At 62.6% G+C, this 26760-nt stretch carries 23 protein-coding genes and 1 pseudogene; 11 read left to right on the top strand and 13 right to left on the bottom strand.

Annotation, left to right across the window (positions count from 1 at the left end; genetic code table 11):
* Position 1 precedes the first annotated feature (1 nt).
* The 3 genes from urtC to urtA all read right to left on the bottom strand — a co-directional run bounded on the left by urtC (position 2) and on the right by urtA (position 4252).
* A complete protein-coding gene (gene urtC / locus M729_RS0110360; protein ID WP_027161511.1) occupies positions 2 to 1234 on the bottom strand; it encodes an urea ABC transporter permease subunit UrtC in 1233 nt (410 codons plus the stop codon).
* Complete coding sequence (gene urtB, locus M729_RS0110355; RefSeq protein WP_027161510.1) at positions 1231 to 2844, bottom strand: urea ABC transporter permease subunit UrtB; 1614 nt, start codon at positions 2842 to 2844, stop codon at positions 1231 to 1233. The genes urtC and urtB overlap by 4 nt, the downstream gene beginning before the upstream one ends.
* 97 nt (positions 2845 to 2941) lie before the next feature.
* Positions 2942 to 4252: an urea ABC transporter substrate-binding protein gene (gene urtA, locus M729_RS0110350; RefSeq protein ID WP_013531849.1), complete on the bottom strand. Its 1311-nt coding sequence runs from the start codon at positions 4250 to 4252 to the stop codon at positions 2942 to 2944.
* 313 nt (positions 4253 to 4565) lie between these two features.
* Between urtA and M729_RS0110345 the strand changes: the two genes are divergently transcribed.
* Positions 4566 to 4979 (top strand): hypothetical protein, encoded by a 414-nt coding sequence (locus tag M729_RS0110345; RefSeq protein ID WP_027161509.1) that lies wholly within the window; start codon positions 4566 to 4568, stop codon positions 4977 to 4979.
* Positions 4980 to 5043: 64 nt separating this feature from the next.
* Here M729_RS0110345 and M729_RS0110340 read toward each other — a convergent pair whose 3' ends face one another.
* The 3 genes from M729_RS0110340 to M729_RS0110330 form a co-directional block, all read right to left on the bottom strand.
* Positions 5044 to 6615: a GMC family oxidoreductase gene (locus M729_RS0110340; protein ID WP_013531851.1), complete on the bottom strand. Its 1572-nt coding sequence runs from the start codon at positions 6613 to 6615 to the stop codon at positions 5044 to 5046.
* A gap of 46 nt (positions 6616 to 6661) precedes the next feature.
* Positions 6662 to 7192, bottom strand: coding sequence for a hypothetical protein (locus M729_RS0110335; RefSeq protein ID WP_027161508.1), 531 nt, complete (start codon positions 7190 to 7192; stop codon positions 6662 to 6664).
* Between the two features lie 81 nt (positions 7193 to 7273).
* Positions 7274 to 7669 carry a VOC family protein gene (locus M729_RS0110330; protein ID WP_027161507.1) on the bottom strand — a complete coding sequence of 132 codons (396 nt, stop codon included), beginning with the start codon at positions 7667 to 7669 and terminating at the stop codon, positions 7274 to 7276.
* Positions 7670 to 7876: 207 nt separating this feature from the next.
* Here M729_RS0110330 and M729_RS0110325 point away from each other — a divergent pair, with 207 nt between their 5' ends.
* On the top strand, positions 7877 to 8182 hold the full coding sequence (locus tag M729_RS0110325; RefSeq protein ID WP_013531854.1) for a ribbon-helix-helix domain-containing protein: 306 nt from the start codon (positions 7877 to 7879) through the stop codon (positions 8180 to 8182).
* Positions 8183 to 8192: 10 nt separating this feature from the next.
* Here the strand turns inward: M729_RS0110325 and M729_RS0110320 are convergent, their stop codons facing one another.
* Positions 8193 to 8630: a VOC family protein gene (locus M729_RS0110320; protein WP_024503525.1), complete on the bottom strand. Its 438-nt coding sequence runs from the start codon at positions 8628 to 8630 to the stop codon at positions 8193 to 8195.
* A gap of 588 nt (positions 8631 to 9218) precedes the next feature.
* On the opposite strand from M729_RS0110320, the gene M729_RS0110315 reads away from it, so the two are divergent.
* From M729_RS0110315 to M729_RS0110305, 3 genes and pseudogenes are all read left to right on the top strand, one after another.
* Positions 9219 to 9845: a gluconate 2-dehydrogenase subunit 3 family protein gene (locus M729_RS0110315; protein WP_244514297.1), complete on the top strand. Its 627-nt coding sequence runs from the start codon at positions 9219 to 9221 to the stop codon at positions 9843 to 9845.
* A gap of 2 nt (positions 9846 to 9847) precedes the next feature.
* Positions 9848 to 11613: pseudogene (locus M729_RS01000000134820) on the top strand (GMC family oxidoreductase).
* Complete coding sequence (locus M729_RS0110305; RefSeq protein ID WP_027161506.1) at positions 11610 to 12827, top strand: cytochrome c; 1218 nt, start codon at positions 11610 to 11612, stop codon at positions 12825 to 12827. Before M729_RS01000000134820 ends, M729_RS0110305 begins: the two are co-directional and overlap by 4 nt.
* Before the next feature lie 9 nt (positions 12828 to 12836).
* On the opposite strand, the gene M729_RS0110300 is transcribed toward M729_RS0110305, so the two are convergent.
* The gene (locus M729_RS0110300) at positions 12837 to 13544 is read right to left on the bottom strand and encodes a DeoD-type purine-nucleoside phosphorylase (protein WP_013531859.1); all 708 of its coding nucleotides are present in this window, start codon (positions 13542 to 13544) and stop codon (positions 12837 to 12839) included.
* Between the two features lie 86 nt (positions 13545 to 13630).
* Entirely contained in the window at positions 13631 to 16204 is a 2574-nt protein-coding gene (locus M729_RS0110295) for an ATP-binding protein (protein ID WP_024503530.1), read from the bottom strand.
* 225 nt (positions 16205 to 16429) lie between these two features.
* Here M729_RS0110295 and M729_RS0110285 point away from each other — a divergent pair, with 225 nt between their 5' ends.
* Positions 16430 to 17167 (top strand): flagellar biosynthetic protein FliO, encoded by a 738-nt coding sequence (locus M729_RS0110285; RefSeq protein ID WP_024503531.1) that lies wholly within the window; start codon positions 16430 to 16432, stop codon positions 17165 to 17167.
* Between the two features lie 184 nt (positions 17168 to 17351).
* Here the strand turns inward: M729_RS0110285 and dksA are convergent, their stop codons facing one another.
* On the bottom strand, positions 17352 to 17768 hold the full coding sequence (gene dksA / locus M729_RS0110280; protein ID WP_013531862.1) for an RNA polymerase-binding protein DksA: 417 nt from the start codon (positions 17766 to 17768) through the stop codon (positions 17352 to 17354).
* Positions 17769 to 18100: 332 nt separating this feature from the next.
* Here dksA and M729_RS0110275 point away from each other — a divergent pair, with 332 nt between their 5' ends.
* The 4 genes from M729_RS0110275 (at position 18101) to M729_RS0110260 (ending at position 21924) form a co-directional block, all read left to right on the top strand.
* Complete coding sequence (locus M729_RS0110275; RefSeq protein ID WP_027161505.1) at positions 18101 to 18604, top strand: histidine phosphatase family protein; 504 nt, start codon at positions 18101 to 18103, stop codon at positions 18602 to 18604.
* A 63-nt stretch (positions 18605 to 18667) separates the two neighbouring features.
* Positions 18668 to 20146: a YcjX family protein gene (locus M729_RS0110270; protein WP_027161504.1), complete on the top strand. Its 1479-nt coding sequence runs from the start codon at positions 18668 to 18670 to the stop codon at positions 20144 to 20146.
* The gene (locus M729_RS0110265) at positions 20143 to 21234 is read left to right on the top strand and encodes a YcjF family protein (protein ID WP_027161503.1); all 1092 of its coding nucleotides are present in this window, start codon (positions 20143 to 20145) and stop codon (positions 21232 to 21234) included. Before M729_RS0110270 ends, M729_RS0110265 begins: the two co-directional genes overlap by 4 nt.
* Before the next feature lie 135 nt (positions 21235 to 21369).
* On the top strand, positions 21370 to 21924 hold the full coding sequence (locus M729_RS0110260; RefSeq protein ID WP_024503535.1) for a hypothetical protein: 555 nt from the start codon (positions 21370 to 21372) through the stop codon (positions 21922 to 21924).
* A 127-nt stretch (positions 21925 to 22051) separates the two neighbouring features.
* Here the strand turns inward: M729_RS0110260 and M729_RS0110255 are convergent, their stop codons facing one another.
* The 3 genes from M729_RS0110255 to M729_RS0110245 form a co-directional block, all read right to left on the bottom strand.
* The gene (locus M729_RS0110255) at positions 22052 to 22318 is read right to left on the bottom strand and encodes a hypothetical protein (RefSeq protein WP_024503536.1); all 267 of its coding nucleotides are present in this window, start codon (positions 22316 to 22318) and stop codon (positions 22052 to 22054) included.
* 182 nt (positions 22319 to 22500) lie between these two features.
* Positions 22501 to 23709 (bottom strand): MFS transporter, encoded by a 1209-nt coding sequence (locus tag M729_RS0110250; RefSeq protein WP_024503537.1) that lies wholly within the window; start codon positions 23707 to 23709, stop codon positions 22501 to 22503.
* A gap of 60 nt (positions 23710 to 23769) precedes the next feature.
* Positions 23770 to 24759, bottom strand: a complete 990-nt coding sequence (locus tag M729_RS0110245) for an AraC family transcriptional regulator (RefSeq protein WP_027161502.1) — start codon at positions 24757 to 24759, stop codon at positions 23770 to 23772.
* Positions 24760 to 24919: 160 nt separating this feature from the next.
* On the opposite strand from M729_RS0110245, the gene M729_RS0110240 reads away from it, so the two are divergent.
* Positions 24920 to 26755 (top strand): monovalent cation:proton antiporter-2 (CPA2) family protein, encoded by a 1836-nt coding sequence (locus M729_RS0110240; RefSeq protein ID WP_013531870.1) that lies wholly within the window; start codon positions 24920 to 24922, stop codon positions 26753 to 26755.
* The last annotated feature ends 5 nt before the right edge of the window (positions 26756 to 26760 follow it).

Raw genomic sequence — 26760 nt, 5'->3', positions numbered from 1 at the left:
CTCACTCCGCCGGCTGTGGTTCGGGGTTGCTGGCGGACCAGTCACCTGGCTTTCTTGCTTCACTGCGAACGATTTTCGCCGGCGGCGAGACATCGGCATCGGTGCCGGCTTCCTCGGCAATCGAAGCAGCTCGCAACGCCTTGGCGTTGCCGCGCCAGCTGTCCCACATGCCGATGATGCCCTTGGGCAGCAAAAGCGTGACGGCAACGAACAGCCCACCCAGTGCAAACAGCCAGAACTCCGGCAGCACACCGGTGAACCAGGATTTTCCGGCATTGACCAGCAACGCACCGATGATCGGCCCGACAATGGTGCCGCGCCCGCCGACAGCCGCCCAGACGACGACTTCAATCGAATTGGCCGGCTCGAATTCACCCGGATTGATGATGCCGACCTGCGGCACGTAGAGCGCACCGGCTATGCCGGCCATGACGGCCGAGACGGTGAAGGCGAACAGTTTCACGTTCTCCGCCCGCCAGCCGAGAAAGCGCGTGCGGCTCTCGGCATCGCGTACCGCCATCAAGAGCTTGCCGTATTTTGAGCCGACGATCGCCCAGGTGACGAAGACGGCAAGTGCCAGCATCACCGCGCTGGCGGCAAACAGCGCCGAGCGCGTCGCGTCGGCCTGCACGTTGAAGCCCAGAATATCCTTGAAATCGGTCAGGCCGTTGTTGCCGCCGAAACCCATGTCGTTGCGGAAAAAGGCAAGCAGCAGCGCATACGTCATCGCCTGGGTAATGATGGAGAGATAAACGCCGGTGACGCGGCTGCGGAAGGCGAACCAGCCGAAGACGAAAGCCAGCAGGCCAGGCACCGCGAGCACCATGAGGCCGGCGAACCAGAAATGGTCGAAGCCATACCAGAACCATGGCAGTTCCTTGTAGTTCAGGAACACCATGAAGTCGGGCAAGACGGGATTGCCATAGACGCCGCGCGAGCCGATCTGGCGCATCAGATACATGCCCATTGCATAGCCGCCGAGCGCGAAGAAGGCGCCGTGGCCGAGCGAAAGGATGCCGCAATAGCCCCAGACCAGGTCGAGCGCCAAGGCAAGCAGCGCATAGCAGAGATATTTGCCGGTCAGCGCGACGATGTAGGATGGGATGTAGAAGGCGCTGGTAGGAGACACCGCAAGGTTGAGCAACGGCACGATGACGGCCACCGCCAGCAGGATGGAGATCGTAATGGCGATGCGGCGGTCCGCGCCGGCGGCAAAGAAGCGTCCCGTGATCATGCTTCCACCGCCCTCCCCTTGAGCGCGAACAGGCCGCGCGGGCGTTTCTGGATGAACAGGATGATCAGCACCAGCACGACGATCTTGCCGAGCACCGCGCCCGCATAAGGCTCGAGGAACTTGTTGACGATGCCGAGCGAGAAGGCGCCGACCAGCGTGCCCCACAGATTACCGACGCCGCCGAAGACAACGACCATGAAGCTGTCGATGATGTACCCGCGGCCGAGATTGGGCGAGACGTTGTCGATCTGGCTCAGCGCGACGCCGGCAATGCCGGCAATGCCGGAGCCGAGCGCGAAGGTCAGCGCGTCGACCCACGGCGTCCTGATGCCCATCGAGGCAGCCATGCGCCGGTTGGCGGTGACGGCGCGCATCTGCAGGCCCCAGGGTGTGCGCTTCATCACGTAGAGCAGGATGCCGAAGACAGCGAGCGCGAAAAACAGGATCCACAGGCGGTTCCAGGTGATCGCAAGTTGCCCGAGATTGAACGAGCCCGACATCCAGGATGGGTTGCCGACCTCCTGGTTGGTCGGCCCGAAGATTGAGCGCACGGCCTGTTGCAGGATCAGCGAGACGCCCCATGTCGCCAGCAGCGTTTCAAGCGGCCGGCCATAGAGGAAGCGGATGACACCGCGCTCGATGATCAGGCCAACCAGGGCCGCGACGAGAAACGCGAGCGGCAGTGCGATGACCAGCGACCAGTCGAACAGGTCCGGGAAGGATGTACGGATCACCTGCTGGACGACGAAGGTCGTGTAGGCGCCAAGCATGACCATCTCGCCATGCGCCATGTTGATGACGCCCATGACGCCGAACGTGATGGCGAGGCCGATTGCCGCCAGCAGCAGCACCGAGCCCAGCGAGATGCCGTACCAGACGTTCTGCCCGGCGTCCCAGAAGGCCAGCGTCGAATTGATGTTGGCGATCGCGGCTGTCGCCGCTTGCCTAACCGCGTCGGTGGAATTCGCCACGACCGAAGTGAGCAGCGAAACAGCATCGCGATCGCCCCGTGCCCCGATAAGCGCGATGGCGGCGAGCTTGTCGCCTTCGGGCCGATCCGAGACAAGAACTGACGCGGCACGGGCCTGTTCGAGCAGAGCCTTGACGCTGGCCACGGCCTCACCGGCGATCGCCGTATCGAGGGGGGCGATATTTGCGGCGTCAGGTGTCTTGAACATGGTGTCGGCGGCGGCGATGCGGACAGCCGGATCCTTGGCGCCGAGCGTCAGCGTGCCCAACGCATCGCGGATGACGCGACGCAGCGTGTTGTTGACCTTGATCTTGGTGATGCCGTCCTTGGCCGCCTCACCCGATGCCTCCCCGCTCAACGGGTCGGAAAGCTGGACGCTCTCGCCCGCTTCCTTGCCGACAAACACCAGGGAATCGGCCTTGCGGACATAGAGGTTGCCGTCGGCAAGTGCCGCAAGCGGCCGCTCCACCGCCGGGTCGCCGGCGGCTGCCAGTTCGTGGACGACGGCTCCGATCTCGGAAAAGCCCTTGGCCGTGGCGAATTTGGCGATCATGCCGCGCAGATCGGTTTCGCCAGCGCCCGATGACGACAGTGTCGCCAGCAGGAACAACAGCATCAAACCCGTGCGGATTAAGGTCATCGGTTTCTGGTAACCCCTGAAGGTTGAAGTGGGCGTCCGGACGGCGGAGGAAGCCGTCCGGACGCGCGCGGTCTGACTGGGTCAGCCCTGGGAGGGATCAGTTCGTGCCCTTGCCACCGCACTTGCCGGTGGCAACATTAAAGTTGCCGCAGGACAGAGGCGCGCGCCAATCCGAGATCAGGTCCTTGGAATCAGGCAGATAGTCGGACCATTCGTCGCCCATCACCAGGCCCGGCGTGCGCGACACGGTCTCGAACTGGCCGTCGGCCTGGATTTCGCCGATCAGCACCGGCTTGGTGATGTGGTGGTTCGGCATCATCGTCGAATAGCCGCCGGTCAGGTTCGGCACCGACACGCCGATCATGGCGTCGATGACCTTGTCCGGATCGGTGGTGCCGGCCTTCTCGACCGCCTTCACCCACATGTTGAAGCCGATATAATGGGCCTCCATCGGGTCGTTGGTGGTGCGCTTGTCGTTCTTGATGAACTTGTGCCAGTCGGCGATGAACTTCTTGTTCTCGGGCGTATCGATGCTCTCGAAATAGTTCCAGGCGGCGAGATGGCCGACCAGCGGCGCGGTGTCGAGACCTGCAAGCTCTTCCTCGCCGACCGAGAAGGCCATGACCGGAATGTCCTCGGCCTTGATGCCCTGGTTGCCGAGTTCCTTGTAGAACGGCACGTTGGCGTCGCCGTTGACGGTCGAGACGACGGCGGTCTTCTTGCCGGCCGAACCGAACTTCTTGATCGCCGAAACCTCGGTCTGCCAGTCGGAGAAGCCGAACGGCGTGTAATTGACCATGATGTCTTCAGCCGCCACGCCCTTGGCCTTCAGATAGGCCTCGAGGATCTTGTTGGTGGTGCGCGGATAGACGTAGTCGGTGCCTTCCAGCACCCAGCGCTTAACCGAACCGCCGTCCTCGCTCATCAGATAGTCGACCGCCGGGATCGCCTGCTGGTTCGGCGCCGCCCCCGTGTAGAACACGTTGCGCTCGCTCTCCTCGCCCTCATACTGGACCGGATAGAACAGGATGTTGTCGAGTTCGGAGAACACCGGCAGCACCGATTTGCGCGACACCGAGGTCCAGCAGCCGAACACCGCCGCAACCTTGTCCTTGGAGATCAGTTCGCGCGCCTTTTCGGCAAACAGCGGCCAGTTGGAAGCCGGATCGACGACCACCGCCTCGAGCTTCTTGCCGAGCAGGCCGCCCTTGGCGTTCTGCTCGTCGATGAGCATCAGCATGGCGTCCTTCAGTGTCGTCTCCGAAATCGCCATGGTCCCCGAGAGCGAATGAAGAATGCCGACCTTGATCGTGTCGTCGGCGGCCTTGGCCGGAGCCGACATCAACAGGCCGGCGGCGACCGCACCAGCCGAAAACATTTTTGTTATTGTCGAGAAATTACCCCTCATATTACGGACTCCCAAGCTAGTTGATTGCACCGCAACACTACAATGCAACCCCCATGCCAACCGCTCCAGCGATCCTGAAAGGGTGCAAATAGTTCATAGATATCAGCAGCTTGGAATATAGGGGCTTCCAAAACAAAGAGAGCCGGCCAGAAATCGATTGAGGGAAATTTGCGCAGCTTACACAGTTTTTGCCTAATTTTCGCTCATTCTCCCAGACTGCCTAGATTTTGATCTGAATAGCGGCGCCTTGGGCGACCGATGTTGCGGCGCGGTGCAAAAATAGGGCAAGCTCGCTCTTCAAACGAGCGACGTCATGATTTCAGGGATTTCACGCTTTTTCATCGGCATACTGCTTCTGGCCGCAGCAACCGGAGCCGCGCGAGCCGATTTCAGCGATGGCAAGATGCCTGACGGCACCTATCATTGCGAAGTGTACCTGCTTGGCATGTTCCTCAGCCTCGGCGACATCACCATCAAGGGGAACGTCTACAGCGGCCCTGTCTACACCAGCCTCGGCGTCTTCGGCCCCGCTCAGCAAGGGTACAACTACCAAATGGATGCGAACGGCGTGATTTCCTGGCTGGGACCACTGGGCGGCTACACCGCCGGCGGCAACTCGCTGTCGCTGACCCAGGCGACGCTGGACGGCGAAACCGTGCCCTCCTTCGACATCATCATGAAGCAACCCGACGGCGCCTTCACCGCATCGACCTGCACCAAGCAATAAGGCGGCAAGAAAAAGGCGCGGAACCTTGCGGGTTCCGCGCCAGCAGCCCGTCGGGAGGATGTGACTAGATCGTCTTTGCCGACATCTGCGCGGCGATGTAGTCGGCCTGGCGGATCGCCAGCGACACGATCGTCAGGGTCGGGTTTTCGGCGGCCCCGGTGGTGAACTGGCTGCCGTCCGACACGAACAGGTTCTTGATGTCGTGCGCCTGGCCGTGCTTGTTGACGACGCCGTCTTCCGCTTTCTCGCTCATCCGGTTGGTGCCGAGATTGTGAGTCGACGGATAGGGTGGCGTCGGGAAGGTACGGGTGGCGCCGACCGCATCGTAAAGTGCCGTAGCCTGTTTGTAGGCGTGGTTACGCATCGCCGTGTCGTTCGGATGGTCGTCGAAATGCACGTCGGCGATCGGCATGCCGTGCGCGTCCTTCTCGTCTGCATGCAGCGTGATGCGGTTCTCCGCGCGCGGCATGTCCTCACCGACGATCCACAGGCCGGCCATGTGGTCGTAGTGATCGAGTGCGGTGGTGAACGAGCGCCCCCAGGCGCCCGGATCGAGGAATGCGGCCATGAACGGCAGGCCGAGCGACAGCGTCTCGAACTCGTAGCCGCCCACGAACCCACGCGACGGATCATGCCGCGCCTCGTCGCGGATGATGCCGGCCATGGTGGTGCCGCGATACATATGCACCGGCCTGTCGAAGATGGCATAGACCGAGCCGGTGGTGTGGCGCATGTAGTTCTTGCCGACCTGGCCCGACGAGTTGGCAAGCCCATCGGGGAATTTTCCCGACGCCGAATTGAGCAGCAGCCTTGGGCTCTCGATCGAGTTGCCGGCAACCGCGACGATGCGCGCCTTCTGCTCCTGCAGCTTGCCGTCCTTGTCGGCGTAGACGACGCCGGTCACCTTTCCGCTGGCGTCGTGGTTGATCTTGATCGCCATGGCATTCGGCCTGACTTCGAGATGGCCTGTCGCCTCGCCCTTGGGGATCTCGGTGTAGAGCGTCGACCATTTGGCGCCCCATTTACAGCCCTGGAAGCAGAAGCCGGTTTGCTGGCAGGAATTACGATCGTCGCGATCGACCGAGTTGATGGCCATGTTGCCGGTGTGGCATTCCTTGTAGCCGAGCTTGTCGGCGCCGGCCTTCAACACCTTGAAATTGTTGTTGCCCGGCAGCCGCGGCCAGTCATTGGTGCCGGTGACGCCCATCTTGGCCTCGGCCTTGGCGTAGTAGGGCTCCATCTCGGCCAGCGTGATCGGCCAATCGAGCAGGTTGGCGCCTTCCAGTTTGCCATAGGTCGAGAGCGTCTTGAACTCGTGCTCCTGGAAGCGCAGCGAGGCTCCCGCCCAATGCGTGGTCGAACCGCCGACCGACTTGACGATCCAGGCCGGCAGGTTCGGAAAATCCTTTGCCACGCGCCAGTCGCCGGACGTGGTGCGCTTGTCGGTCCAGGCGAGCTGGGCGAACGAACCCCACTCGTCATTGACGAAATCCTCGTATTCGTGGCGCGCGCCGGCTTCCAGGATGACGACGTCGACACCCTTCTGGGCAAGTTCGTTGCCGAGCGTGCCGCCGCCGGCGCCCGAACCGATGATGACGACCACGCCGTCGTTGTTCAGATCAAATGAAGCTGCCATGGTTTCCTCCCATGATTTCTGTTTGCGGGTTCAGGAACGACGGGGCTCAGAGCCACTCAATGTCGTCGAAACCGCGCGCGATGTAGCCGCCCTTGGAATAGGACTCGCCCTCGTAGCCGAAGATCGGCCACACCTCTTTCTGGTTGTAGAGGCCGACCACAAGGCCGCCTCTGATGGCCTGGAAAAAGGGCGTCGCCTCGATCTGCTTCAGCACGCCGACGCGCTGGTCTTCCCAGCCGAGGCCGCGATAGCCGCCGTCACCGGATTTCTTGTCGAGGTCGGCGATGCCATCCTCGAGCATCGCCTTGTAGGCGGCGTCCTTGCCGGCCTGCTCGTCATGACCTTTCACGGCAATGGCGTAGTATTTGTCCGGCACCTGATCGTGCGGATAGATGTCACGCGCCATCTGGATCAGCGTCGCCATGGTTTCGGGCTTGAGTGCCGATGTCTCGAGCCCCCAGGCATGTTCAGGGCTGATGACGGCGCTACCGGAGATGACGAGCAGCGCGCCGATGCCGCCGCGTTTGAGAAGCTCACGACGGGAAAGCCCGGGCTTCGCGTCATAGATCGTGACCATTTTATTCCTCCCTGCTTGCTATGTGCACTGTTGAGAGTGCGTTTGCTGGCGCCGCACCTGCCGGCGCGACTGCTATGTCTCCTATTGGAAGCGACCTCCGCGCTGCAGAACCTCGATCTTGTAGCCGTCGGGGTCCTCGATGAAGAAAAAGCGGGCGATCAGCGATCCGTCGCGGTTGAACTCGACGATCTTCTTCGGATTCAGGCCAAGCGCACCGAGACGGTCATGTTCGCTGTCGAGGTCGGCGACGGAGACAGCGAAGTGACCGTAGCCGTCGCCGAGCCCGTAAGCTTCCTGCCGATCCTTGTTCACGGTCAGTTCGAGCTCGAACCCTGCCTCGGCATTGCTGAGGTAAAGGAGCGTGAACGTCTCGAAATCCAGCCTGTCGGCGACATTGAGCCCGAAGGCGTTTCTGTAGAAATCGACCGATCGGGTCTCGTCGAGAACCCGGATCATACTGTGGATCGCCTTGGCCAAATTAGTCTCCGCGCTGGTGTGGAGGCGATTATGCGCGGCGCGGACAAAAGGTGGTGGCAGCCGGTTACCACGCCCGCAGCCGCGAACGGGACGAAAGTCCGATTGCCGGACCGGCAATTTTGCCCGAGAATACGTGTGGGGACAGGTCAAGCAGTATCAAACTGCACGCCGTCCACCCAAGACCAACAATCATGGGAGGTTTGTCGGATGTGCAGGGTGTTTGCGGGCCAGGACCCCGAAGGCTATCGCCAGATCAACCGCTCGATTCGCATCGACGGTCACTCGACCAGCATCCAGCTCGAAGCGACGTTCTGGGCGTTGCTTGACGAGATCGCCGAAAACCAGAACCTGACGACGCCGAAATTCATCTCCAAGCTCTATGACGAAGCTATAGAGATCAACGGCGCCATCCCGAACTTTGCGTCGATGCTGCGCACCACCTGCGCGCTCTATCTGCGCGGCCATCGGCCGGGGATGGATGAGCAGATGGTGCCGAAACGGGAGGCTGCTTAGCGCATTGCGCTCAGCTGAGTTCTTGCGCGAGCCCGATGAGAAGCCCTCCGGGCCCTCGAATGTAGCAGAGCCGGTACACGTCTCTATACTGGACGACTTCGCCTTCGAGCCGCGCACCGCGATTGCGGAGCCTTTCAAGCGTCCCGTCAATGTCGTCCACGGCGAACATGACGCGGAGGTAGCCGAGGGCGTTAACCGGGGCGTTGCGGTGATCCGAGACGACAGGCGGCGTGAGGAAGCGGGACAGTTCGAGCCGGCTGTGGCCGTCCGGCGTCCGCATCATGGCAATCTCGACGCGTTGATCGCCCAGTCCAGTGACACGTCCGGCCCATTCTCCTTCGATCGTGGCCCGCCCTTCGAGCTCAAGGCCGAGCTCGCCAAAGAAACCAATCGTCTCTTCGAGGTCATCGACGACGATTCCTATGTTGTCCATCCGTTTGAGCGCCATGTGTTCAGTCTACAAGGCGTCGTCCAGGTCGTAAACTCATCAGGCTGCTTGCCAGCTGAGCAGGTATGATCAAGGGGTCCGGAACGCCTCGTGATACGTCGCGGTGGCGCCCTGGTGTCGACCACTACCTCGAACGCCAGCCGGTCTGTGGCTGTCCCTGATTCATGCCTGATGGCACGATGCTGTTTCTATCGGTCCAGTATCCGGCCGCGTATGCCAGGACGCTCTGCAAGAGGCGACGCTGCAGCCCAAGTTCCGGGCGAAAACCGGCTTCCAACAGCACAAGCAGACCTGGTCGACAGTAGACCAAACCCTCGCTAACGATTTTGTGATGTGGTTGACGAGGTCATTTTCATCTCGCAGTCTATCGGCATTCGATCTGCGGCTTAACCTAACTATCGTTGTCATGAATACTTGGGAATCACTTCCCAAGCGTGCTCTCTTATTTTTGAGATTCCTAATATGAACCGTCGCAACCCTGTCCGAATGAATCGGCGTCTTTTCCTGTCCTCGGTCGCAATGTTTACGGCAACCGCGACATCGGCCGGTTTTGCGCGATCGTTCTCGGGCACTTTGCCCTGGACGCCAATGACATCCGATCCACCGACGCAGGTCGTGGCAGGCGGCTGGCACTTTTTCTCGGCCCAGGAAGCAGCTCTAGTCGAGGCGATCGTCGACCGCATCATTCCGGCCGACGAGCTCAGCATGGGCGGCAAGGAAGCCGGTTGCGCCGTCTATATCGACAGGCAGTTGATGGGGGCGTTCGGTGCGTCGAGCCGGCTTTACACGCAAGGCCCGTTTCTGCCTGGACTGCCCACCCAGGGCTATCAGGGCGAGGCCAATCCGGCGCAGCGTTACCGCACCGGGCTTGCCGCCATCGACGCTTTCCTGAAACAGCGGGACGGCAAGACATTCGTCGAGCTCGCACCGGCCGAACAGGATGCCTTCCTGACGGCTATGGAGGCCGGGAAGGTCGACCTGCCCAATGGCGTCAAGGGGCCGGGTTTCTTCGGGCTTCTGCTGCAGAACACCATGGAGGGGTTCTTTGCCGACCCCGTCTATGGCGGCAACAAGGACATGGTCTCGTGGCGCATGCTTGGTTTTCCAGGCGCCCGCTACGACTACCGCGACCACGTCAGCAAACACAATCAGCCATATCCGCAGCCGCCTGTCTCGATCATCGGGCGCCCCGAATGGCTCGGCAAAGGCGCCTGATCATGACCAAGATACTGCCTCGCAAAGACGTCGTGATCGTCGGCCTCGGCTGGACGGGATCCATTCTGGCCCACGAATTGACCGATCAGGGCCTGGACGTGGTGGCTATAGAACGCGGCCCCTGGCGCGATACGGCAACCGATTTCAACATCGGCTACGCGCAGGATGAGTTGCGCTACAGCATCCGGCGCGACCTCTTCCTGCAGCCCGCCGTGGAAACCATGACGGTGCGCAACGACCCGTCGCAGAAGGCGCTGCCGATGCGCGATTTCGGCTCCTTCCTCCCCGGCAACGGCGTCGGCGGCGCCGGCGTCCACTGGAACGGCCACACCTGGCGGTTCTGGGATTCAGACTTTCAGATAAAGACCAATCTGACGAAGAAATATGGTGCATCGAGAATCGCCGATCTCCAGGTCGAGGACTGGGGCGTGACCGGCGCGGAGATGGAGCCCTATTACGACCAGTTCGAGTATCTGGCAGGCATCTCGGGCAAGGCCGGCAATATCAAGGGGCAGTTGCAGGAAGGCGGCAATCCGTTCGAGGATCCAAGGTCGCGGGATTATCCGAACCCGCCGATGCAGATGACCTACGCGCCAACCCTGTTCGCCGAGGTCGGCCGGTCGATCGGCCTGCATCCCTTCCCGACCCCATCCGCCAACATGTCGCGGGCCTATGTCAACCCGCTCGGCATCGCCATGGGTCAATGCACCTATTGCGGATTCTGCGAACGCTTCGGCTGTGCCAACTATTCGAAGTCGAGCGCCCAGACCACCGTCCTTCCGGTGCTGATGAAGAAGTCCAATTTCGAAGTCCGCACCGACAGCGAGGTACTGCATGTCGATCTGGCTCCCGGAGGCAAGTCGGCGCGCGGCGTGACCTACGTCGATACCTCAGGCGAGGAGTACTTCCAGCCGGCCGATCTGGTGCTGCTGTGCGCCTACGGCCTGCACAATGCCCGGCTGATGATGCTGTCCGGCATCGGCAAGATCTACGACCCCGGCAGCGGCGAAGGAACGGTTGGGCGCAATTACTGCTACCAGACAAACGCCGGCGTGCAGGTGTTCTTCGACGACAAGAACTTCAACCCGTTCATCGCCGCAGGCGCGCTCGGCCAGACGATCGACGATTACAATGGTGACGCGTTCGACCACGGCGCGCTGGACTTCGTCGGCGGTGCGGGCATCAACTGCATCCCCCCAACGGGCGCCCGATCGGAACCAGGCCGACCCTGCCCGGCACGCCGAAATGGGGCAGCGCCTGGAAGAAGGCAACGGTCGAGGGCTACAAGAGCACGCTTGGCTACTCGTCCCAGGGAAGCAGCTACGCGACGCGCAACAACTACCTCGACCTCGACCCGACCTACAAGGACCGTTTCGGGCGGCCGCTGATGCGCATGACGTTCGATTTTCCCGACAACGACATCCGCATGTCGAACTATGTCTGCGACCGGATGGAGGAAATCGCCAAGGCGCTCGGCGGCAAGCAGTACGCCGTCAGCCGCCGCAAGAAAGGCTGGGACAGCGTCCCCTACCAGAGCACCCACAATACGGGCGGCGCCATCATGGGAACGGACCCGAAGAAGAGCGCGGTCAACACCTTCCTCCAGAGCTGGGACGTCCCCAATGTCTTTGTCATCGGTGCGTCGGCCTTCCCGCAGAATGCCGGCAAAAATCCGACAGGAACGGTCGGCGCGCTCGCTTTCCGCGCCGCCGATGCCATCCGCAATCAATATCTGCGCAATCCCGGTGCACCCCTGGTGCAGGCATGAACAAGCTCGTTCTCACGCTCGCCATCGGTGCTGCGGCCCTCACTGGCGGCCCGGCATGGAGTGCCGACCAGGCGGACCAGATCATACGTGGACAGTATCAGGCGGTGCTCGGCGACTGTGCAGGCTGTCATACGCGAGCCGAGGGCAAACCGCTGGCCGGCGGTCTGCCGCTCGAAACGCCGTTCGGCGCGCTTGTGCCGCCCAACATAACGCCTGACCGCGAGACGGGCATCGGCAGTTGGTCGGAAGCCGACTTCCGCAGCATGATGAAGTCAGGCATCGGCCACAATGGTGTGCGGCTCTACCCCGCAATGCCCTACCCCGCCTATACCAGGATGAACGATCGGGACATTTCCGACTTGTGGGCCTATCTGACGACGGTTCAACCGGTATCGAACAAGGTCGAAGCCAATCAGTTGCCGTTCCCGTTGAACATCCGGCTGGCGATGCTGGGCTGGAATGCCCTCAACTTCACCGAAGCAAGCTTTCAGCCGGATCCCTCCAAGTCGGCGGAGTGGAATCGCGGCGCTTATATCGTCCAGGGCGCGGGCCATTGCGGCACCTGCCACTCGCCCAAATCTTTCCTTGGCGCCGATAAGGACAGCGAGTTCCTGCAAGGTGCCTCCCTGCAGGGCTGGTTTGCCCCCGACATCACCAACAATGCGCAATCGGGCCTGGGCAAGTGGTCGGAAGAGGATCTGGTGAAATACCTCAAGACCGGCGTCAATGCGCATTCGATTGCCTCCGGTCCGATGGCGGAGGCCATCGAGAACTCCACGTCGAAAATGACCGATCCCGATCTCAAGGCGGTTGCAGTCTACCTCAAGAGCCTGGGCTCGGATGTCGACAGCGCCCAACCGGCAAAGCCTGACGCAACACGGATGACCGCGGGCGAGGCAATCTATCGCGACAATTGCTCGGCCTGCCATGGTGGAGATGGTGCCGGGTCAGGCGCGCTTTTCCCTTCCCTTGCCGGCAATTCGATCGTCGCGCAGGGCAGTGCCGAAACACTGGCCCGGCTCGTCCTTGCCGGCAGCCAGGCCGTGCACACGGCCGATGCACCGACGACGCCCGCCATGCCTTCCCTGGCCTGGCGCCTGAAAGACCAGGAGGTCGCCGACGTCTTGACCTATGTGCGCGCCAGTTGGGGCAACGCGGCTCCTGCAGTCTCGTCCGGCGATGTCGCTGCCGTACGCAAGGGATTGACCCGGTAGACCCGGACTCTAGCTCTCTGCTGCGACGGCCAGCGCCAGACGGCTCATGTCGGTGAAAAGCGCCTGGCGCTCGGAATAGTCGGTCTGTTCGCCGGTCTCGATGTTGTCCACCACGACACACATCGACAGCGCACGTGCTCCGAAATGCTCCGATATGCCATAGAGCGCGCTGGTTTCCATATCCACGGCCAGGGCTCCTTGCGCCCGTGCATCGGCAAAACGGGCACGCCCATCCGGGTGATAGAAGATGTCGCTGCAGACCGTCAGGCCGACATGATGGTCGATGCCAAATTCTACCGCCTTGGCCCGTGACGATGCGAGGAGCGCCGGGTCCGGGCCAGCCGGTCCATAAAGGCCGAAAACCTGGCCGCTCTGGGCGCTTTCCGCCTGTGCCGATTGCGAGATGACAAGGCTGCGCAGCTTTGCCTTTGCGGTCAGGCTGCCGCAGGTGCCGGTACGGATCAGCGTCCGGGCGCCATAATGGTCCAGCAGTTCATGCGCATAGATCAGAAACGATGAAACGCCGATGCCCGTCGCCTGAATGCTGATGGACTTGCCACGAAACAAGCCGGTGAAGCCAAGCGTGCCGCGTCGGCGATTGATGCAGCGCGGCGCTTCCAGGAACGTTTGCGCCATCCATTCGGCGCGCTGCGGGTCGCCCGGCAACAACACCGTGTCGGCATAGTCGTCCTTGTCCGCTTCGTTGTGCGGCGTCACCGGTTGCTCCCCTAAGCCTTCCTGCCGTTCACCCTTCAATCATGGCGTTGTCACGGCGTTGCGCAAGGAGGAACATGGGGAAGGCTCTAGGACTCCAGCACGTCCTTGACGATCGTGGCCAGTTGCTTGAGCGAAAACGGCTTCGGCAGGAAGCCGAAATGCGCATCTGCCGGCAGGTTTCTGGCGAATGCGTCCTCGGCATAGCCGGACACGAAGACGAATTTGATGTCGGGCTGGCGCTTGCGCAATTCGCCGAGCAGCGTCGGCCCGTCCATTTCCGGCATCACCACGTCGGAAACGACGATATCGACCTTGCCGCCCAGCGCCTCGAACACTTCCAGCGCCTCGACTCCCGACGATGCCTCGTGCACGGTGTAGCCGCGCGAGGTCAGCGCCCGCATGCCGCCCATGCGCACGGCATCCTCGTCCTCGACGAGCAGCACCGTGGCCGAGCCCGACAGATCCTTGGCCGGATCGGCGACCTTTGCCGGCGCCGCCGGCGCATCGCCGGGCTCGCCTGCTTTTTTCGCTTCGGCGATGTGACGCGGCAGGAAAATGCGGAACGTCGAGCCTTTGCCGACTTCGGAATCGCAAAAGATGAAGCCGCCGGTCTGCTTGATGATGCCGTAGACCATCGACAGGCCAAGGCCGGTGCCTTTGCCGACTTCCTTGGTGGTGAAAAAGGGCTCGAATATCTTCTTCAGCACGTCGGGCGCGATGCCGCTGCCGGTGTCCTCGACTTCGACCACGACATAGTCCGCCGGGGCGAGTTCGCGGTAGGAAAAGGCCTTGCACTCCTCGGCGGTTACATTGCGGGTGCGCACGGTCAGATCGCCGCCCGCCGGCATAGCATCGCGCGCGTTGACCGCAAGGTTGACCACCACCTGTTCGAACTGCCCGATATCGACCTTGACCGGCCACAGGTCGCGGCCATGGTCGACCTTCAGCTTGATGTCGTTGCCGACAAGGCGGGCCAGCAGCATCCTGAGATCGGCGAGCACGTCGGTCAGGTTGAGCACTTCCGGCCGCAATGTCTGCTTGCGCGAGAAGGCCAGCAACTGCCGCACCAGCGAAGCCGCCCGGTTGGCATTCTGCTTGATGTTCATGATGTCGGGGAAGGACGGGTCCGACGGGCGGTGATTGGTCAACAAAAGGTCGGACGCCATGATGATGGCGGTCAGCACATTGTTGAAATCATGCGCGATGCCGCCGGCAAGCTGGCCGACTGCCTGCATCTTCTGGCTTTGCGCCATCTGCCCTTCCAGCGCTTTCTGCTCCGTTGTCTCGACGGCGTAGACGATGGCCGACTCCTCGGCGCCCTCGCCGCCGGTGCCGTCGGCGACGGCGTTGACGTAGAAGCGGATGTGCCGTTCGTCGTTGCCGGGCAGAAGCGTGTCGATCGGCTCGATGTCGGCCTGCCGCTGCTGCGCTTTCTCGAAGGCAGCCGCGAAGGCCGGCCGGTCGCGTTCGTGGATTACCGTGTCGAGCCGCACGCGACGGTCGACGGCGTCGCGATCGACGACAGACGAAAACAACGACAAAAACGGCGCATTGGTGCGCAGGATGCGTCCGTTGTGGTCGACGCCGGCGATTGCCATCGGTGTCGAGTTGAAGAAGCGGGTGAAGCGCACTTCCGAAGCCCGCAAATCGGCAGAGGCATCCTCGCCTTGCGTGCGGTTGAGCACGATCGTGCGTGTCGGCCCATTCAATCCTTCGCGGCTGGCCGAAACGCGGTGCATGAAGCGCACCGGCAGCGCTTCGCCCGTCATGGTCGTCAAATCGAGATCGATCACCGCGTTGCGTGTGGTGCCGGGGTCGGCCTTGACCGAGCGGACCAGCGCCATGCCGTCACCGGCCACGATCTCCGACAGAGACACGGCGCCGGGCGTGAAGCTGGTGAGGTCGATGCCCAGCCATTCGGCGAGCGTGGCGTTTATGTAGGTGACGCGGCCCTCCTGGTCGGCCGAAAAGAAGCCGGCCGGCGCGTGGTCGAGGTGATCGATCGCCTTCTGCAGATCGAGGAAGAAGCGCTCCTGCTCGGCCCGCTCCTGCGAGATATCGGCAAGCTGCCAGGCCAGCATCGGCAGCCGCTGGCCCGGAACGCTGAAGGCGCGGGCGCGGGCGCGGTACCAGCGGGCGCCCGGCTCGGCACCGGGCCGAATGGACTGTGCGAGCCTAAACTCGCCGTCGCCCGGCTGGCCGTCGCGAAGGCCGGACGCCAGGCGATAGATCGTCACCGAGGCTTCGGGGACATCCGAGAGCAATCCCTCGACGGTCTTCAGGTCGGCAGCGGACGATGCTCCGGTCATATCCGCATAGGCGCGGTTGGCATAGACGACGCGGCCCTTGGTGTCGGTGACGAGAAGCCCTTGCGACATCGAATCGACGAAGGATTTCGACAGTTCGTCGCCTGTCGAGCGTGGCGTGACCTGCACGAAGCCGATCGCCGTCGCGAACAGGAAGCCGACGCCGATCATCGCCAGCACGCCGAGCATGCCGAGCAGGAAAGGATCGCCGAGGCGCTCGCGGAAAAGACCGAAGACGATCGCCGCCCCCGTCAGAACGACGATGAAAATGATAAGCCGGGTAACCGCGCCCGGTCGCGTATTCTGGTCGACGATCGGTACCGGATAGAAATCGCCGCGCGCTTCCTTGGCCATGTGCCCCCTGCTCGTGAATTCCGGTGTTCCGACACCCGCCCCGTACCGGGTTGAATCACATTCTCCTAGTCCGGAAAAGGCCTGGGCGGCAAATGTCGGATAAAAATGATGTCTTCCGGCCTTCGGAGTTTTTCAAGCTGTTCAACAGCATGAAACGCAACTTGCGGTGGCCCGCTGCAACGGTCTAGTGTCTTATCACTTCCAAGGGGCGATCAGGGGAAACCAATGCAATGGCTCGATAGCGTGGCAGGTCCCGGTTATGCCGCAGCATTGTTGTGGACGTTTGCAGCGCTCGTCCTGCTGGTCATCGTTCTCGTCATCGTCAAGCTGGTGCGCAACCTGACATTCGGAACCTTCGTCGCCGGCGGCCGGAACCGCAAGACGCGACTGGCCGTCATGGATGCCACCGCCGTCGACAGCCATCGCAGGTTGGTGCTGATACGCCGCGACGACATCGAACATCTGCTTCTGATCGGCGGTCCGACCGACGTCGTCGTCGAGCGCGATATCCGGCTTTCGGCGCCGCGCCGGCCGGCATTGACTGGAGATGGCGGCTTGCAGCCGGTTCCGGCCGCCGCTCCGACAAGGCCGCGTCCGCCGCAACCCGCTCCGCCGCCGCTGAGACAGGCACCCGCTCCACAGCCGGTGAATACGACGCCGCCCGCCCGCCCCCGTCCGACAGCGCCGCCGGCACCTGCACCGAAGCCGGCAACGCAAAGCTATCAGCCGACCAATGTCACGCCGTTGCCCGCCTACGGCTCCGCCAACGCCAACACCGCCCGGCACGCCCCGCCACCACCGCAGCCGGTGCAGGACAGCATCGACGACACGCTGATGAGAGAACTTGAAGTATCGCTGGACCAGCCCCGTTCGGGCGGCCAGGTAGGCAAGCCGGCGGCGCCGCAGTCGCTCGACGACGAGATGACCAAGCTTCTCGGTGAACTCTCCAGCCAGAAGAAATGAGCGACCGCCGGGTCGCTATCCCCGCGAAACACCGTCGCCGGTCGGCTGCCGAACCACCTCGTCCGAAGCGCCGAGGGTTTTCGATCTTCGCGCGCCCTGAGCGGTGGATGCCGCACCAATGAAAATGGCCGGAAAACCGGCCATTTTCAGAATCGAGTTCGTTCGAGACAGCCGGCCGTGAGCTTCAGTCGTCGCGATAGACTTTTTCGCGGCGCTCATGCCGCTCCTGCGCTTCGATCGACAATGTCGCGATCGGACGTGCATCGAGCCGCTTCAGCGCGATCGGCTCGCCGGTTTCTTCGCAATAGCCGTAGGTGCCTTCGTCGATGCGTTGCAGGGCGGAATCGATCTTTGCAATGAGCTTGCGCTGACGGTCGCGGGCCCTGAGTTCGATGGCACGGTCGGTTTCCGAAGAGGCGCGATCGGCCAGATCGGGGTGGTTGGCGTTTTCTTGCTGCAGGATTTCCAGTGTTTCGCGCGCTTCGCGCAATATGTCATTCTTCCAGGTGACGAGCTTTGAGCGGAAGTAGGATTTCTGCCGCTCGTTCATGAACGGCTCGTCTTCGGAGGGTACGTAATCGGCGGTAACGATGTCGTTCATTCGACTCACCCAAACTGCCCCAAATTTGGCGCCTATATATTCGTCGTCCGACGCCTGCACAAGCGCAATCGGCCGCTGTTTCACGCAATTGTTAAAGTACCCGGGCACGCGTCTTTGCAGCCGCGTACGGTCGCTTTGGTACAAACTCCGCCGCGACACTTTGGATCCGGTGACGCATATTTTCCCTGATCGCGGTGACCCCGGGGCCGATATGCAAGCGCCTTTTGCAGCAGCCAGCGTTGGCTGATTCGCCGTGTTTGAAGGGCACGGGCCATTGTGCGCGACGCCGTTCTCGTGGCTAATCCCGGAAGGCTTCGGCATTCGGAGGTTGGGTGAGCAGGCTTTATCTGTTGCGACATGCCAAGGCAGGCTGGGCATTGCCCGGCATGCGCGATTTCGACCGTCCGCTTGATGCGTCCGGCCGCGCCGATGCCGAAATGATGGGCGCCGCCATGCGCTCCCGCCTCTATGTTCCGGACCGGACGCTGTGCTCCAACGCCAAACGCGCCAAAGAGACGCTGGAAGGCCTGGCCGGCCAGACCGACACCGGCCGGGTCCTGTTCTTCGACGGGCTCTACAGCGCCGACGCGGCCGGTTACCTCAACCTTATCAGGGACAATGGCGGATCGGGCTCATTGCTGGTCATCGGCCACAACCCGATGATGGAAGACCTTGCCATGGCAGTTTCGGGTGGCGGCGACGAGGCTGCGCGGGCCACACTGAACCATGGGTTCCCGACCGCGGGCCTGGCGGTCGTCCGCTTCGACGGCGATCTTGCCAGCGCCGCCCAAGGCACCGGCTATCTCGAAGTGTTCCTGACGCCGGCCGATCTCTGAAGCCATTTCAAAGCCTTGTTGCAGCGCCTATATCGGACGGACCGAAGTTCGAGAGAGCATATTTTGGCATCATCGCTGACCACCTTCACCGACGAGGCGAGGATTGCCCTCGACACGCTATCGGGCCGCGCCACCGGGCTTTTTTCCCCATCGCTGCGCCTCGGCGTGACCGGATTGTCCCGCGCCGGCAAAACGGTGTTCATATCGGCCCTTGTCCACAATTTGATCCATGGCGGGCGCCTGCCGCTGTTTGAGGCGCAGAAATCGGGGCGCATCGCGCGCGCCTTCCTCGAGCAGCAGCCCGACGACGCGGTGCCGCGTTTCCAGTACGAGGACCACATCGCAGCCTTGGTCAACGACCGCGTCTGGCCCGATTCGACGCGCGCCATTTCGGAGCTGCGGCTGACCATCGAATATGAATCGGCTTCCGGCTGGAGCCGCATGTTTTCCTCGGGCAGATTGTCGGTCGATATCGTCGATTATCCCGGCGAATGGCTGCTCGATCTGCCGCTGCTCGGCAAATCCTTCGCCGATTTTTCCCACGAAGCCTTTGAGATGGCCGTTCTGCCGGTGCGCGAGGACCTGTCGCAAGCCTGGCGGGCACTATCGGCCGGGATCGACCCGAACGCCGATGCCGACGAGATGACGGCGCGCCGCCTGGCCGAGAGTTTCGCCGCCTATCTGAAGGCCTGCAAGCTCGACGAGCGGGCGCTTTCGACCTTGCCGCCCGGCCGCTTCCTGATGCCGGGCGATCTCGAAGGCTCGCCCGCCCTGACCTTCGCGCCACTGGCCGCGATCGACGACAAGCGCCCGCGCGCAGGCTCGCTGCACGCAATGATGGACAGGCGCTATGAGGCCTACAAGACGCATGTCGTCAAACCTTTTTTCCGGGAACACATCACCCGACTCGACCGCCAGATCGTGCTGATCGACGCTATGCAGGCGCTGAACGCCGGCCCGGGCGCCATGGCCGACCTGGAACGCGCGGTGACCGAGATCCTCAGCTGTTTTCGCCCCGGCCGGGGCAGCTTCCTCACCGATCTGTTCTCGCGGCGCATCGACCGCATCCTGGTTGCCGCGACCAAAGCCGACCATCTGCACCACGAAAGCCATGACCGCCTGCAGGCGATCGTGCGGCGGCTTGCCGACCGCGCCGTGGCACGGGCGAATTTCACCGGCGCCGACGTCGATGTGGTCGCCATGGCGGCGGTGCGCGCGACACGCGAAGGCACCGTCAAGCAAGGCCGGGAGACGCTTCCCGTCATCATCGGCACGCCGATAGCCGGTGAGAAGATCAACGGCGAAACCTTCGATGGAAAAACTGAAACAGCCATATTTCCCGGTGACTTACCGGAGAATATTGACGCGGTGTTCGATGTTTCGGGAGCCGATCACAGGCAGGACTCCGCGGACCCGGCAATCCGCTTCGTCCGTTTCCGTCCCCCAAAGCTCGAACGCACGGCCGAAGGAGTCACCCTGTCGCTGCCGCATATCAGGCTCGACCGTGCCTTGCAGTTCCTGATCGGAGATCATCTGGCATGACCGCGCCCCGCAAGCCGGCGGCATTCCGCATCGAACCGGAAGCCCCACCGAGACAAGAGGCCCCTGAGCCGCGCAACATCCAGGCCGACACCCAGCGCAAACCCCGCGCGATGAGAACCGATGTCGCGATGGTCATACCGGCGGAAGTCGATGTCTTCGACGAGCCCGACATCATTGCCGCAGAGCCGCCACCAGCCGTCGCCCCCAGGAAACGCTCGCTGCTCGGCAGCATCTTCTTCGGCGCCTTCGGCGTGCTGGTTTCGCTGGCGGTCGGCCTGTGGACCGACCAGCTCATACGCGACCTCTTTGCGCGCGCTGAGTGGCTGGGCTGGCTGGCGGCCGGCATGGCCGCCATCGCCGTGCTGGCGCTTGTGGTGATCCTGATTCGCGAATTCCTGGCGATCGCCCGCCTCGCCGAGGTCGAAAAGCTGCAGAAGCGGGCGCTCGATGCGATCGCCCGCGACGATCCCAAGGCGGCACGATCGGTCGTCGACGAACTATCGGCCTTTGTCTCGGCCAAACCCGAGACCGCGGCCGGCCGGCGCGCGCTGGCCGAATTGCGCGGCGAAATCATCGACGGCGGCAATCTCGTGCGTCTGGCGGAGGCTGAAATTCTCGGACCACTCGATGCCAGGGCGAAAGTGATGATTCTCGAAGCTGCCAAACGCGTCTCGCTGGTGACGGCGGTCAGTCCACGCGCACTGGTCGATGTTGCCTATGTCGTGTTCGAGGCCGGGCGGCTCATTCGACGCCTGTCGGAACTCTATGGCGGACGGCCGGGAACGCTGGGTTTCTTCCGCCTGGCGCGCAGCGTTCTGGCGCATCTGGCGGTCACCGGTTCGATCGCGGTCGGCGACAGTTTCGTCCAGCAGATCGTTGGCCACGGCCTGGCCGCGCGCCTTTCGGCCAAGCTTGGCGAGGGCGTCGTCAACGGCATGATGACGGCGCGCATCGGCATCGCCGCGATGGAGACGGCTCGACCCCTGCCCTTCAGCGCCGCCAAACGTCCCGGATTGGGCGACTTCCTCTCGGCGCTGACATCGTTCGCAACCAGGAAAGACGGTGCAACGACCCCCTCCGGCAAGTGAGCCGGGCTGGAGTGTCCGGGCATTCGGAATCGTTACCGGACTGCTCTGCGGCGGCCCCGCGGTGACGAAGCATTAACCAATCTTGTTCATGGTCAGACCGGTTCCAAACAGCATCTTTGTTGCCGGGTGTCGTCGATGAAAAGCGTAATTCTATCCAGCGTCCTGTCCCTGGCAACGGTGATTACGACAGTCGTCGGCATTGCCGGAGTGGCCTCTGCGGCGGAGCCGGACAAGCAGTTCTTCCAGTCTGCCGAAGGCAAGTGGATCGGTCCCGGCGAAATCGTCGCCGGCAAGTACAAGGGCACCAAGTTCAACTGCAGCTTCACCGGCTCGACGCCCGACGGCAAGGTCGGCATGTCGCTCGACGGCGGCTGCCGGGTCGGTATGTTCACCCAGCCAATGTCGGCCAAGATCGAGCGCAAGGGCCGCGAGGGCTACAAGGGCAGCTTCATGGGTGGCGCGACCGGTTCCGGCCTCGACATCATCGGCGGCAACGTCGTCGATCCCCGCAAGGTGGTCTTCACCATCAACCGCAACCAGCTGCGCGGCGTCATGCAGGCTCGCATCCCTGACGACAATTCGATGACGGTGACTATCGCCGTGCGCGTCAACGACCAATTGGTGCCGGTGATCGGCATGAGCCTGAAGCGGGTCGACGCGGTCGAAGTCGGTTCCATCGCGCCGAACTGAAATCGCGCCGAACTGAAATCGCGCCGAACTGAAAAATCCGAAGAAAAAGGCGGCGACCCAACGGTCACCGCCCTCTCACTTGAGCCCATCGAATCAGGCGCTTAGGCCTTGATCTCAAATCAGGGTGTCAGCCCTTGATCGCGGCCGTCACTTCGTCATAGGCCTTGCAGGCGTCGGCCAACGTCGTGGTGCCCTGATACTTGGTTGTCACCGCCTGGACCTTGGCGGTCAGATCAGCCGCCTTGGCCGGGTCCTTGGTGATCGCCTCCTGAAGTGCTGCAGCCATGTCCTGCGCCTTCTTGGTTGCGATCTCCGCCGTGCACTCAGGCGCCTTCGAGCAAGCCGAACCGGCAAGCACCGCCAGGCCGACGGCAACAAACAAAAACTTCTTCATGTCAGTCATCTCCTCAAAAAGGGCGCGACTTGATCGTCGATCACCCTCCAATGGCCGAAGCCGAGCGTCCTTAGCCTTCGATTGCGGCAAGATGCAACGTGTTCCCGGCCTCAACTTGTGTATCGCGCCTGCAACATCGCTGGCGGCAGGATTTGAGGCTACTGTGTCGGCGGCTGCAAAGTTCAGCTGCGAGGCTGCAGCAGCGCCAAGACGGCGGTCGATGCGGCAAGGATAGCAGTCAGAGTCAAGGGCCCAGTCGCGCCATAGGTGTCCACGACATAGCCGCCGACAACCGCGCCGATGGTGATGGCAATTTGGAAAGAGGTGACCATCAGGCTGCCCGCTGCCTCCAGCGCATCAGGCGCCGCGCGCGACATATTGGTCGGCAGCACCACCGGCGCCATGCCAAAGGCGAAACCCCACAGCGTAACGAAACCGAAGGCAACGCCGATATGCGAGCCCCAAAGCACCAAAGTAAGTGCCGCAACCGCCATCAACGCCGCGGTGACTGCGAGGGCCATGTGGATGTTGGTGTCGGCCATGCGGCCGCCGGCAACATTACCGATCACGGCAGCGATGCCAAACCCGAGCAGAGCCAAGGCAATCGGTCCGGTTGTAAGGAGTGTCACCTGTTCGAGGAAGGGACGCACATAGACCGAGCCGGCAAAATGCCCCGTCATCAGCAAAAGGATAGCCAACATGCCGAGTTGGATGCCGCGCCGCCGGGTCAGCCGAAATACATCTGCAAGGCTGTTGCTTGCCGTTGCGGGCAAGGTCGGCAGGCTGAGAAACTGCAGCAGCATGGCAAGCGCGGCCAGCCCCGCCGTCATGGCCATGGCACTGCGCCACCCTATCCAGTCACTGATCAACGCGCCCATCGACGGTGCGGCAATGGTTGCGAGCGAGACGCCCAGGGTGACGATCGCCATGCCCCGCCCCGTCGCGCTGGCGCCAACCAGCCTCGCCACGACGGCGACCGAAAGTGCCCAGAAAGCACTGAGAGCGATGCCCAGCCCGGCCCGGCCCAACAACAACAGCCAGAAATCGGTCGCCAGCGCCGCCAGGACATTGGAACCGACCGCAAGAGCACTGAGACCAACCAGCACCGCCTTGCGGTTCAAGCGGCCGATGAGAACATTGCTCAACATGGCCGTCACGGCGCCGACGGAAGCGGTGGCGGTGACGACCTGTCCGGCCGTCCCCTCGCTGATGCCGAGATCACGTGCCATTGGCGTCAGCAGACCTGCGGGCAGGAATTCGGCCGACACCAAGGCAAAGCTGGTGGCCGCCAATGAAATGACCGCGAACCAGGTGGCTGCGCTCCACGCGGCTGGTGCATCGGCATCAAGGCCAGTCGCGGCGTCTTCAAGCTGTAATGTTGTGTCAGTCACGGAAAGATCTCCAAAGTTTGGAGGTCTTAAATAGGCGAGTCCGCTCGGATGATATGTATCTTAGAATCCGAAATTCATATCCATTCGTCCGGGAATTGTGCGACGCACAACGCCCGGCGAGACATTGGTGATGCGCTTGAACGCGCGCGCGAAGGATGCCTCCGAATCATAGCCCAAACGGGTAGCGACTTCGGCAACCGACAAGCCGTTTTGGCCCAGCAATTCGCGGGCAAGCTGCATGCGCAGGCGGGCGAGATAGTGTGCGGCACCCTCCCCCAATACCGCACTGAAACGCTCGGCGAAAATCGAGCGCGATTGGCCTGCCACGCCGGCCAGGCTTCCCAGCGTCCAGTTGTGGCCGGGGTCGCGGTGCATGGCCGCCAAAGCGCGGCCTATATGGGGGTCGCGGATGGCTGCGAGCCAACCGGTGGTCGAGGCTCCGTTGCAATTGACCCAGCAGCGTATGAGCCGGGCCGTCAGCAAGTCGGCCATACGCGACAGAATCGTGGCGCTGCCCATCTGCGGCTGCGAGGCCTCCACCGTCATGGCCGCCAGCAAAGGACCGACGACCGGGTCATTGCCGGCCACGTCGCAACCCTTGATGACAGGCGGCATCAACGTGATCAATGGGTTGAGCGCATAGGAGTCCAAGGCCATGGAGCCGCAGAAAAGGGTGCTCGTCGCGCCCGTTCCTTGCCGTACCACTTCGCAGACGTTGCCCCCCAACTTGATCACCTGGCAACCTTCGAGCGAGCCCCCTGCAACGTCCGGCGCGCTCGCCAGCCGATGGGCGATGCCTTGCGGCAGCAGCACCAGATCGCCATCGCGCAGCTCCTGCCAACCTTGCGATTCAGTATGAATCCAGCATGGGCCCTGGCCGACAAAGTGAAACCGAAGCAGCTGTTGTTGCGGAAAGTCTATGCTCCATGGGTGCCGGAGTTCGCAGCGGCCATAGTTGACACCACTCAAGCGAAAGTCTTGCAGAACTTCGCTGAGCGCATCCATCGGGATATATGGCGGCGAGGACGGCCGGGACGAATGGTCAAACATATACGCAATATAGATGCCGAACGTCCGGCAGGCAAGCGGGGACCGTTGTTCCACCAGGTCAATCACTGCAACGGCACCCTACCCTTTCCGGCAGATTTCTCGCCTTGCCTCCCGCTCCAACTGCATGCAAGGAGTGCTGCAAGACACAGGGACAAGAGGCATGGCGGCGGAAGCATCGGGCAGTGATCTGGTTCAGGTGGTGGCGCTGCTTGCTGCCGGTGTCGTCGCCGTTCCCATCTTCAAGCGCATGGGCCTCGGCTCGATCCTCGGCTATCTGGCTGCCGGCGTGGTGATCGGCCCGTTCGGCCTCGGCGTCTTTTCCGAATCGGAAGCCATTCTTCATGTCGCCGAACTCGGCGTGGTGATGTTCCTGTTCATCATCGGGCTGGAAATGCAGCCATCGCGGCTCTGGGGCCTGCGCCGCGAGATCTTTGGCCTCGGTGCGTTGCAGGTCGGCGTCTGCGCGCTCCTGCTGACCGGGGTCGGCATGGCTGGAGGGTTTCCAATCGCGCAATCCTTCGTCGCCGGCGCCGGCTTCGTGCTGACCTCGACAGCGATCGTCATGCAGCTTCTCGAGGAACGCGGCGAAATCGCCGCGCCGAAAGGCCAGCGCATCGTATCGGTCCTGCTGCTCGAGGATCTTGCCATCGTGCCGCTGCTGGCCCTGATCGCGTTTCTGGCGCCCGGCGGTGCCGACACCAGCCTATCGGAGCGGCTGACCGAGGTCGGCATCGGCCTCGCCGCGATCGTCGGCCTGGTTGTGGCCGGCCGTTATCTGCTCAATCCGTTCTTCCGCATCCTGGCGGATGCCCGTGCCCGCGAGGTGATGACGGCGGCGGCACTTCTGGTCGTTCTCGGATCCGCGCTCGCCATGCAGCTCAGCGGCCTGTCGATGGCGATGGGCGCCTTCCTGGCCGGTGTGCTTTTGTCCGAATCGACCTTCCGCCATCAGCTCGAAGCCGATATCGAACCGTTTCGCGGCATCCTGCTCGGTCTGTTCTTTCTCGCGGTGGGCATGTCGCTCGACCTGCATGTGGTCGCGGCGAACTGGCGGCTGATTGCTATCTATGTCGTCGCCTACATGGTGATGAAGGCATTCGGCATCTACATCGTCGCCCGTATCCTGAAAACCAGCCACCGCGAGGCGCTTGAGCGCGCGGTCTTCATGGCGCAAGGCGGTGAGTTCGCCTTTGTCCTTTATTCGGCGGCCGCGGCGGTCGGCATCATCGACGGCAACGCCAATGCGACGCTGACGGCGATCGTCATCATCTCCATGGTGCTGACGCCGCTGGCCATCATCGCCTTGCGCTATCTGACGCCGCGCGACGAGCAGTCGCTCGACGGCGTCGACGTCGCCGATGGCCTGACCGGCAGCGTGCTGATCATCGGCTTCGGCCGCTTCGGCCAGATCGCCAGCCAGCCGCTGCTGCTGCGCGGCATCGACGTCTCGATCATCGACAATGACGTCGAAATGATCCAGGCGGCGGCCGATTTCGGCTTCAAGGTCTACTATGGCGACGGCACGCGGCTGGACATCCTGCATGCCGCCGGTGCCGGCCGGGCGCGCGCCGTGCTGATCTGCGTCGACAAGGCCGATGTGGCTGTTCGCATCGCCCAGCTGATCAAGGCCGAATTCCCACTGCTCACCGTGCTGGCCCGCGCATTCGACCGTGGAACGGCGCTGCAGCTCATACGTGCCGGCGTCGACTACCAACTTCGCGAAACCTTCGAATCCGCACTTGTTTTCGGCGGCTCGGCCCTGGAATCTCTGGGCGTCGATCCTGAAGACGTGGCTGAAACGATCGAAGATGTCAGGCGCCGCGACACCGACCGCTTCGAAACCCAGCTCGCCGAAGGCATTCGCGCCGGACAGCGCTTCCTGAGAGGCAATATCGGCACGCCGATTCCGACACCGCTCTCGACGCCGCGCCGGCCTGGTCAGGCACTCAACGAAGAGACCGCGGGTGTGCTGCACAAGTCCGAACCCGCCGATTGAGCAAG

It is taken from the genome of Mesorhizobium sp. WSM1293, from assembly GCF_000513875.1.
Taxonomy (GTDB): Bacteria; Pseudomonadota; Alphaproteobacteria; order Rhizobiales; family Rhizobiaceae; genus Mesorhizobium; species Mesorhizobium ciceri.
The sequence above is the reverse complement of the archived record's forward strand: the minus strand, read 5'-3'. Positions and strand labels throughout refer to the sequence as shown.

Bases quoted from the DNA above. Each gene is read 5' to 3' on its own strand.
- M729_RS0110265 (WP_027161503.1), top strand. From the start codon at position 20,143: ATGACCGCGCCCCGCAAGCCGGCGGCATTCCGCATCGAACCGGAAGCC.
- urtC (WP_027161511.1), bottom strand. From the start codon at position 1,234: ATGATCACGGGACGCTTCTTTGCCGCCGGCGCGGACCGCCGCATCGCC.
- M729_RS0110260 (WP_024503535.1), top strand. From the start codon at position 21,370: ATGAAAAGCGTAATTCTATCCAGCGTCCTGTCCCTGGCAACGGTGATT.
- M729_RS0110295 (WP_024503530.1), bottom strand. From the start codon at position 16,204: ATGGCCAAGGAAGCGCGCGGCGATTTCTATCCGGTACCGATCGTCGAC.
- M729_RS0110285 (WP_024503531.1), top strand. From the start codon at position 16,430: ATGCAATGGCTCGATAGCGTGGCAGGTCCCGGTTATGCCGCAGCATTG.
- M729_RS0110345 (WP_027161509.1), top strand. From the start codon at position 4,566: ATGATTTCAGGGATTTCACGCTTTTTCATCGGCATACTGCTTCTGGCC.
- urtB (WP_027161510.1), bottom strand. From the start codon at position 2,844: ATGACCTTAATCCGCACGGGTTTGATGCTGTTGTTCCTGCTGGCGACA.
- M729_RS0110255 (WP_024503536.1), bottom strand. From the start codon at position 22,318: ATGAAGAAGTTTTTGTTTGTTGCCGTCGGCCTGGCGGTGCTTGCCGGT.
- M729_RS0110305 (WP_027161506.1), top strand. From the start codon at position 11,610: ATGAACAAGCTCGTTCTCACGCTCGCCATCGGTGCTGCGGCCCTCACT.
- M729_RS0110245 (WP_027161502.1), bottom strand. From the start codon at position 24,759: ATGTTTGACCATTCGTCCCGGCCGTCCTCGCCGCCATATATCCCGATG.
- M729_RS0110340 (WP_013531851.1), bottom strand. From the start codon at position 6,615: ATGGCAGCTTCATTTGATCTGAACAACGACGGCGTGGTCGTCATCATC.
- M729_RS0110325 (WP_013531854.1), top strand. From the start codon at position 7,877: ATGTGCAGGGTGTTTGCGGGCCAGGACCCCGAAGGCTATCGCCAGATC.
- M729_RS0110240 (WP_013531870.1), top strand. From the start codon at position 24,920: ATGGCGGCGGAAGCATCGGGCAGTGATCTGGTTCAGGTGGTGGCGCTG.
- urtA (WP_013531849.1), bottom strand. From the start codon at position 4,252: ATGAGGGGTAATTTCTCGACAATAACAAAAATGTTTTCGGCTGGTGCG.
- M729_RS0110315 (WP_244514297.1), top strand. From the start codon at position 9,219: ATGACATCCGATCCACCGACGCAGGTCGTGGCAGGCGGCTGGCACTTT.
- M729_RS0110320 (WP_024503525.1), bottom strand. From the start codon at position 8,630: ATGGCGCTCAAACGGATGGACAACATAGGAATCGTCGTCGATGACCTC.
- dksA (WP_013531862.1), bottom strand. From the start codon at position 17,768: ATGAACGACATCGTTACCGCCGATTACGTACCCTCCGAAGACGAGCCG.
- M729_RS0110335 (WP_027161508.1), bottom strand. From the start codon at position 7,192: ATGGTCACGATCTATGACGCGAAGCCCGGGCTTTCCCGTCGTGAGCTT.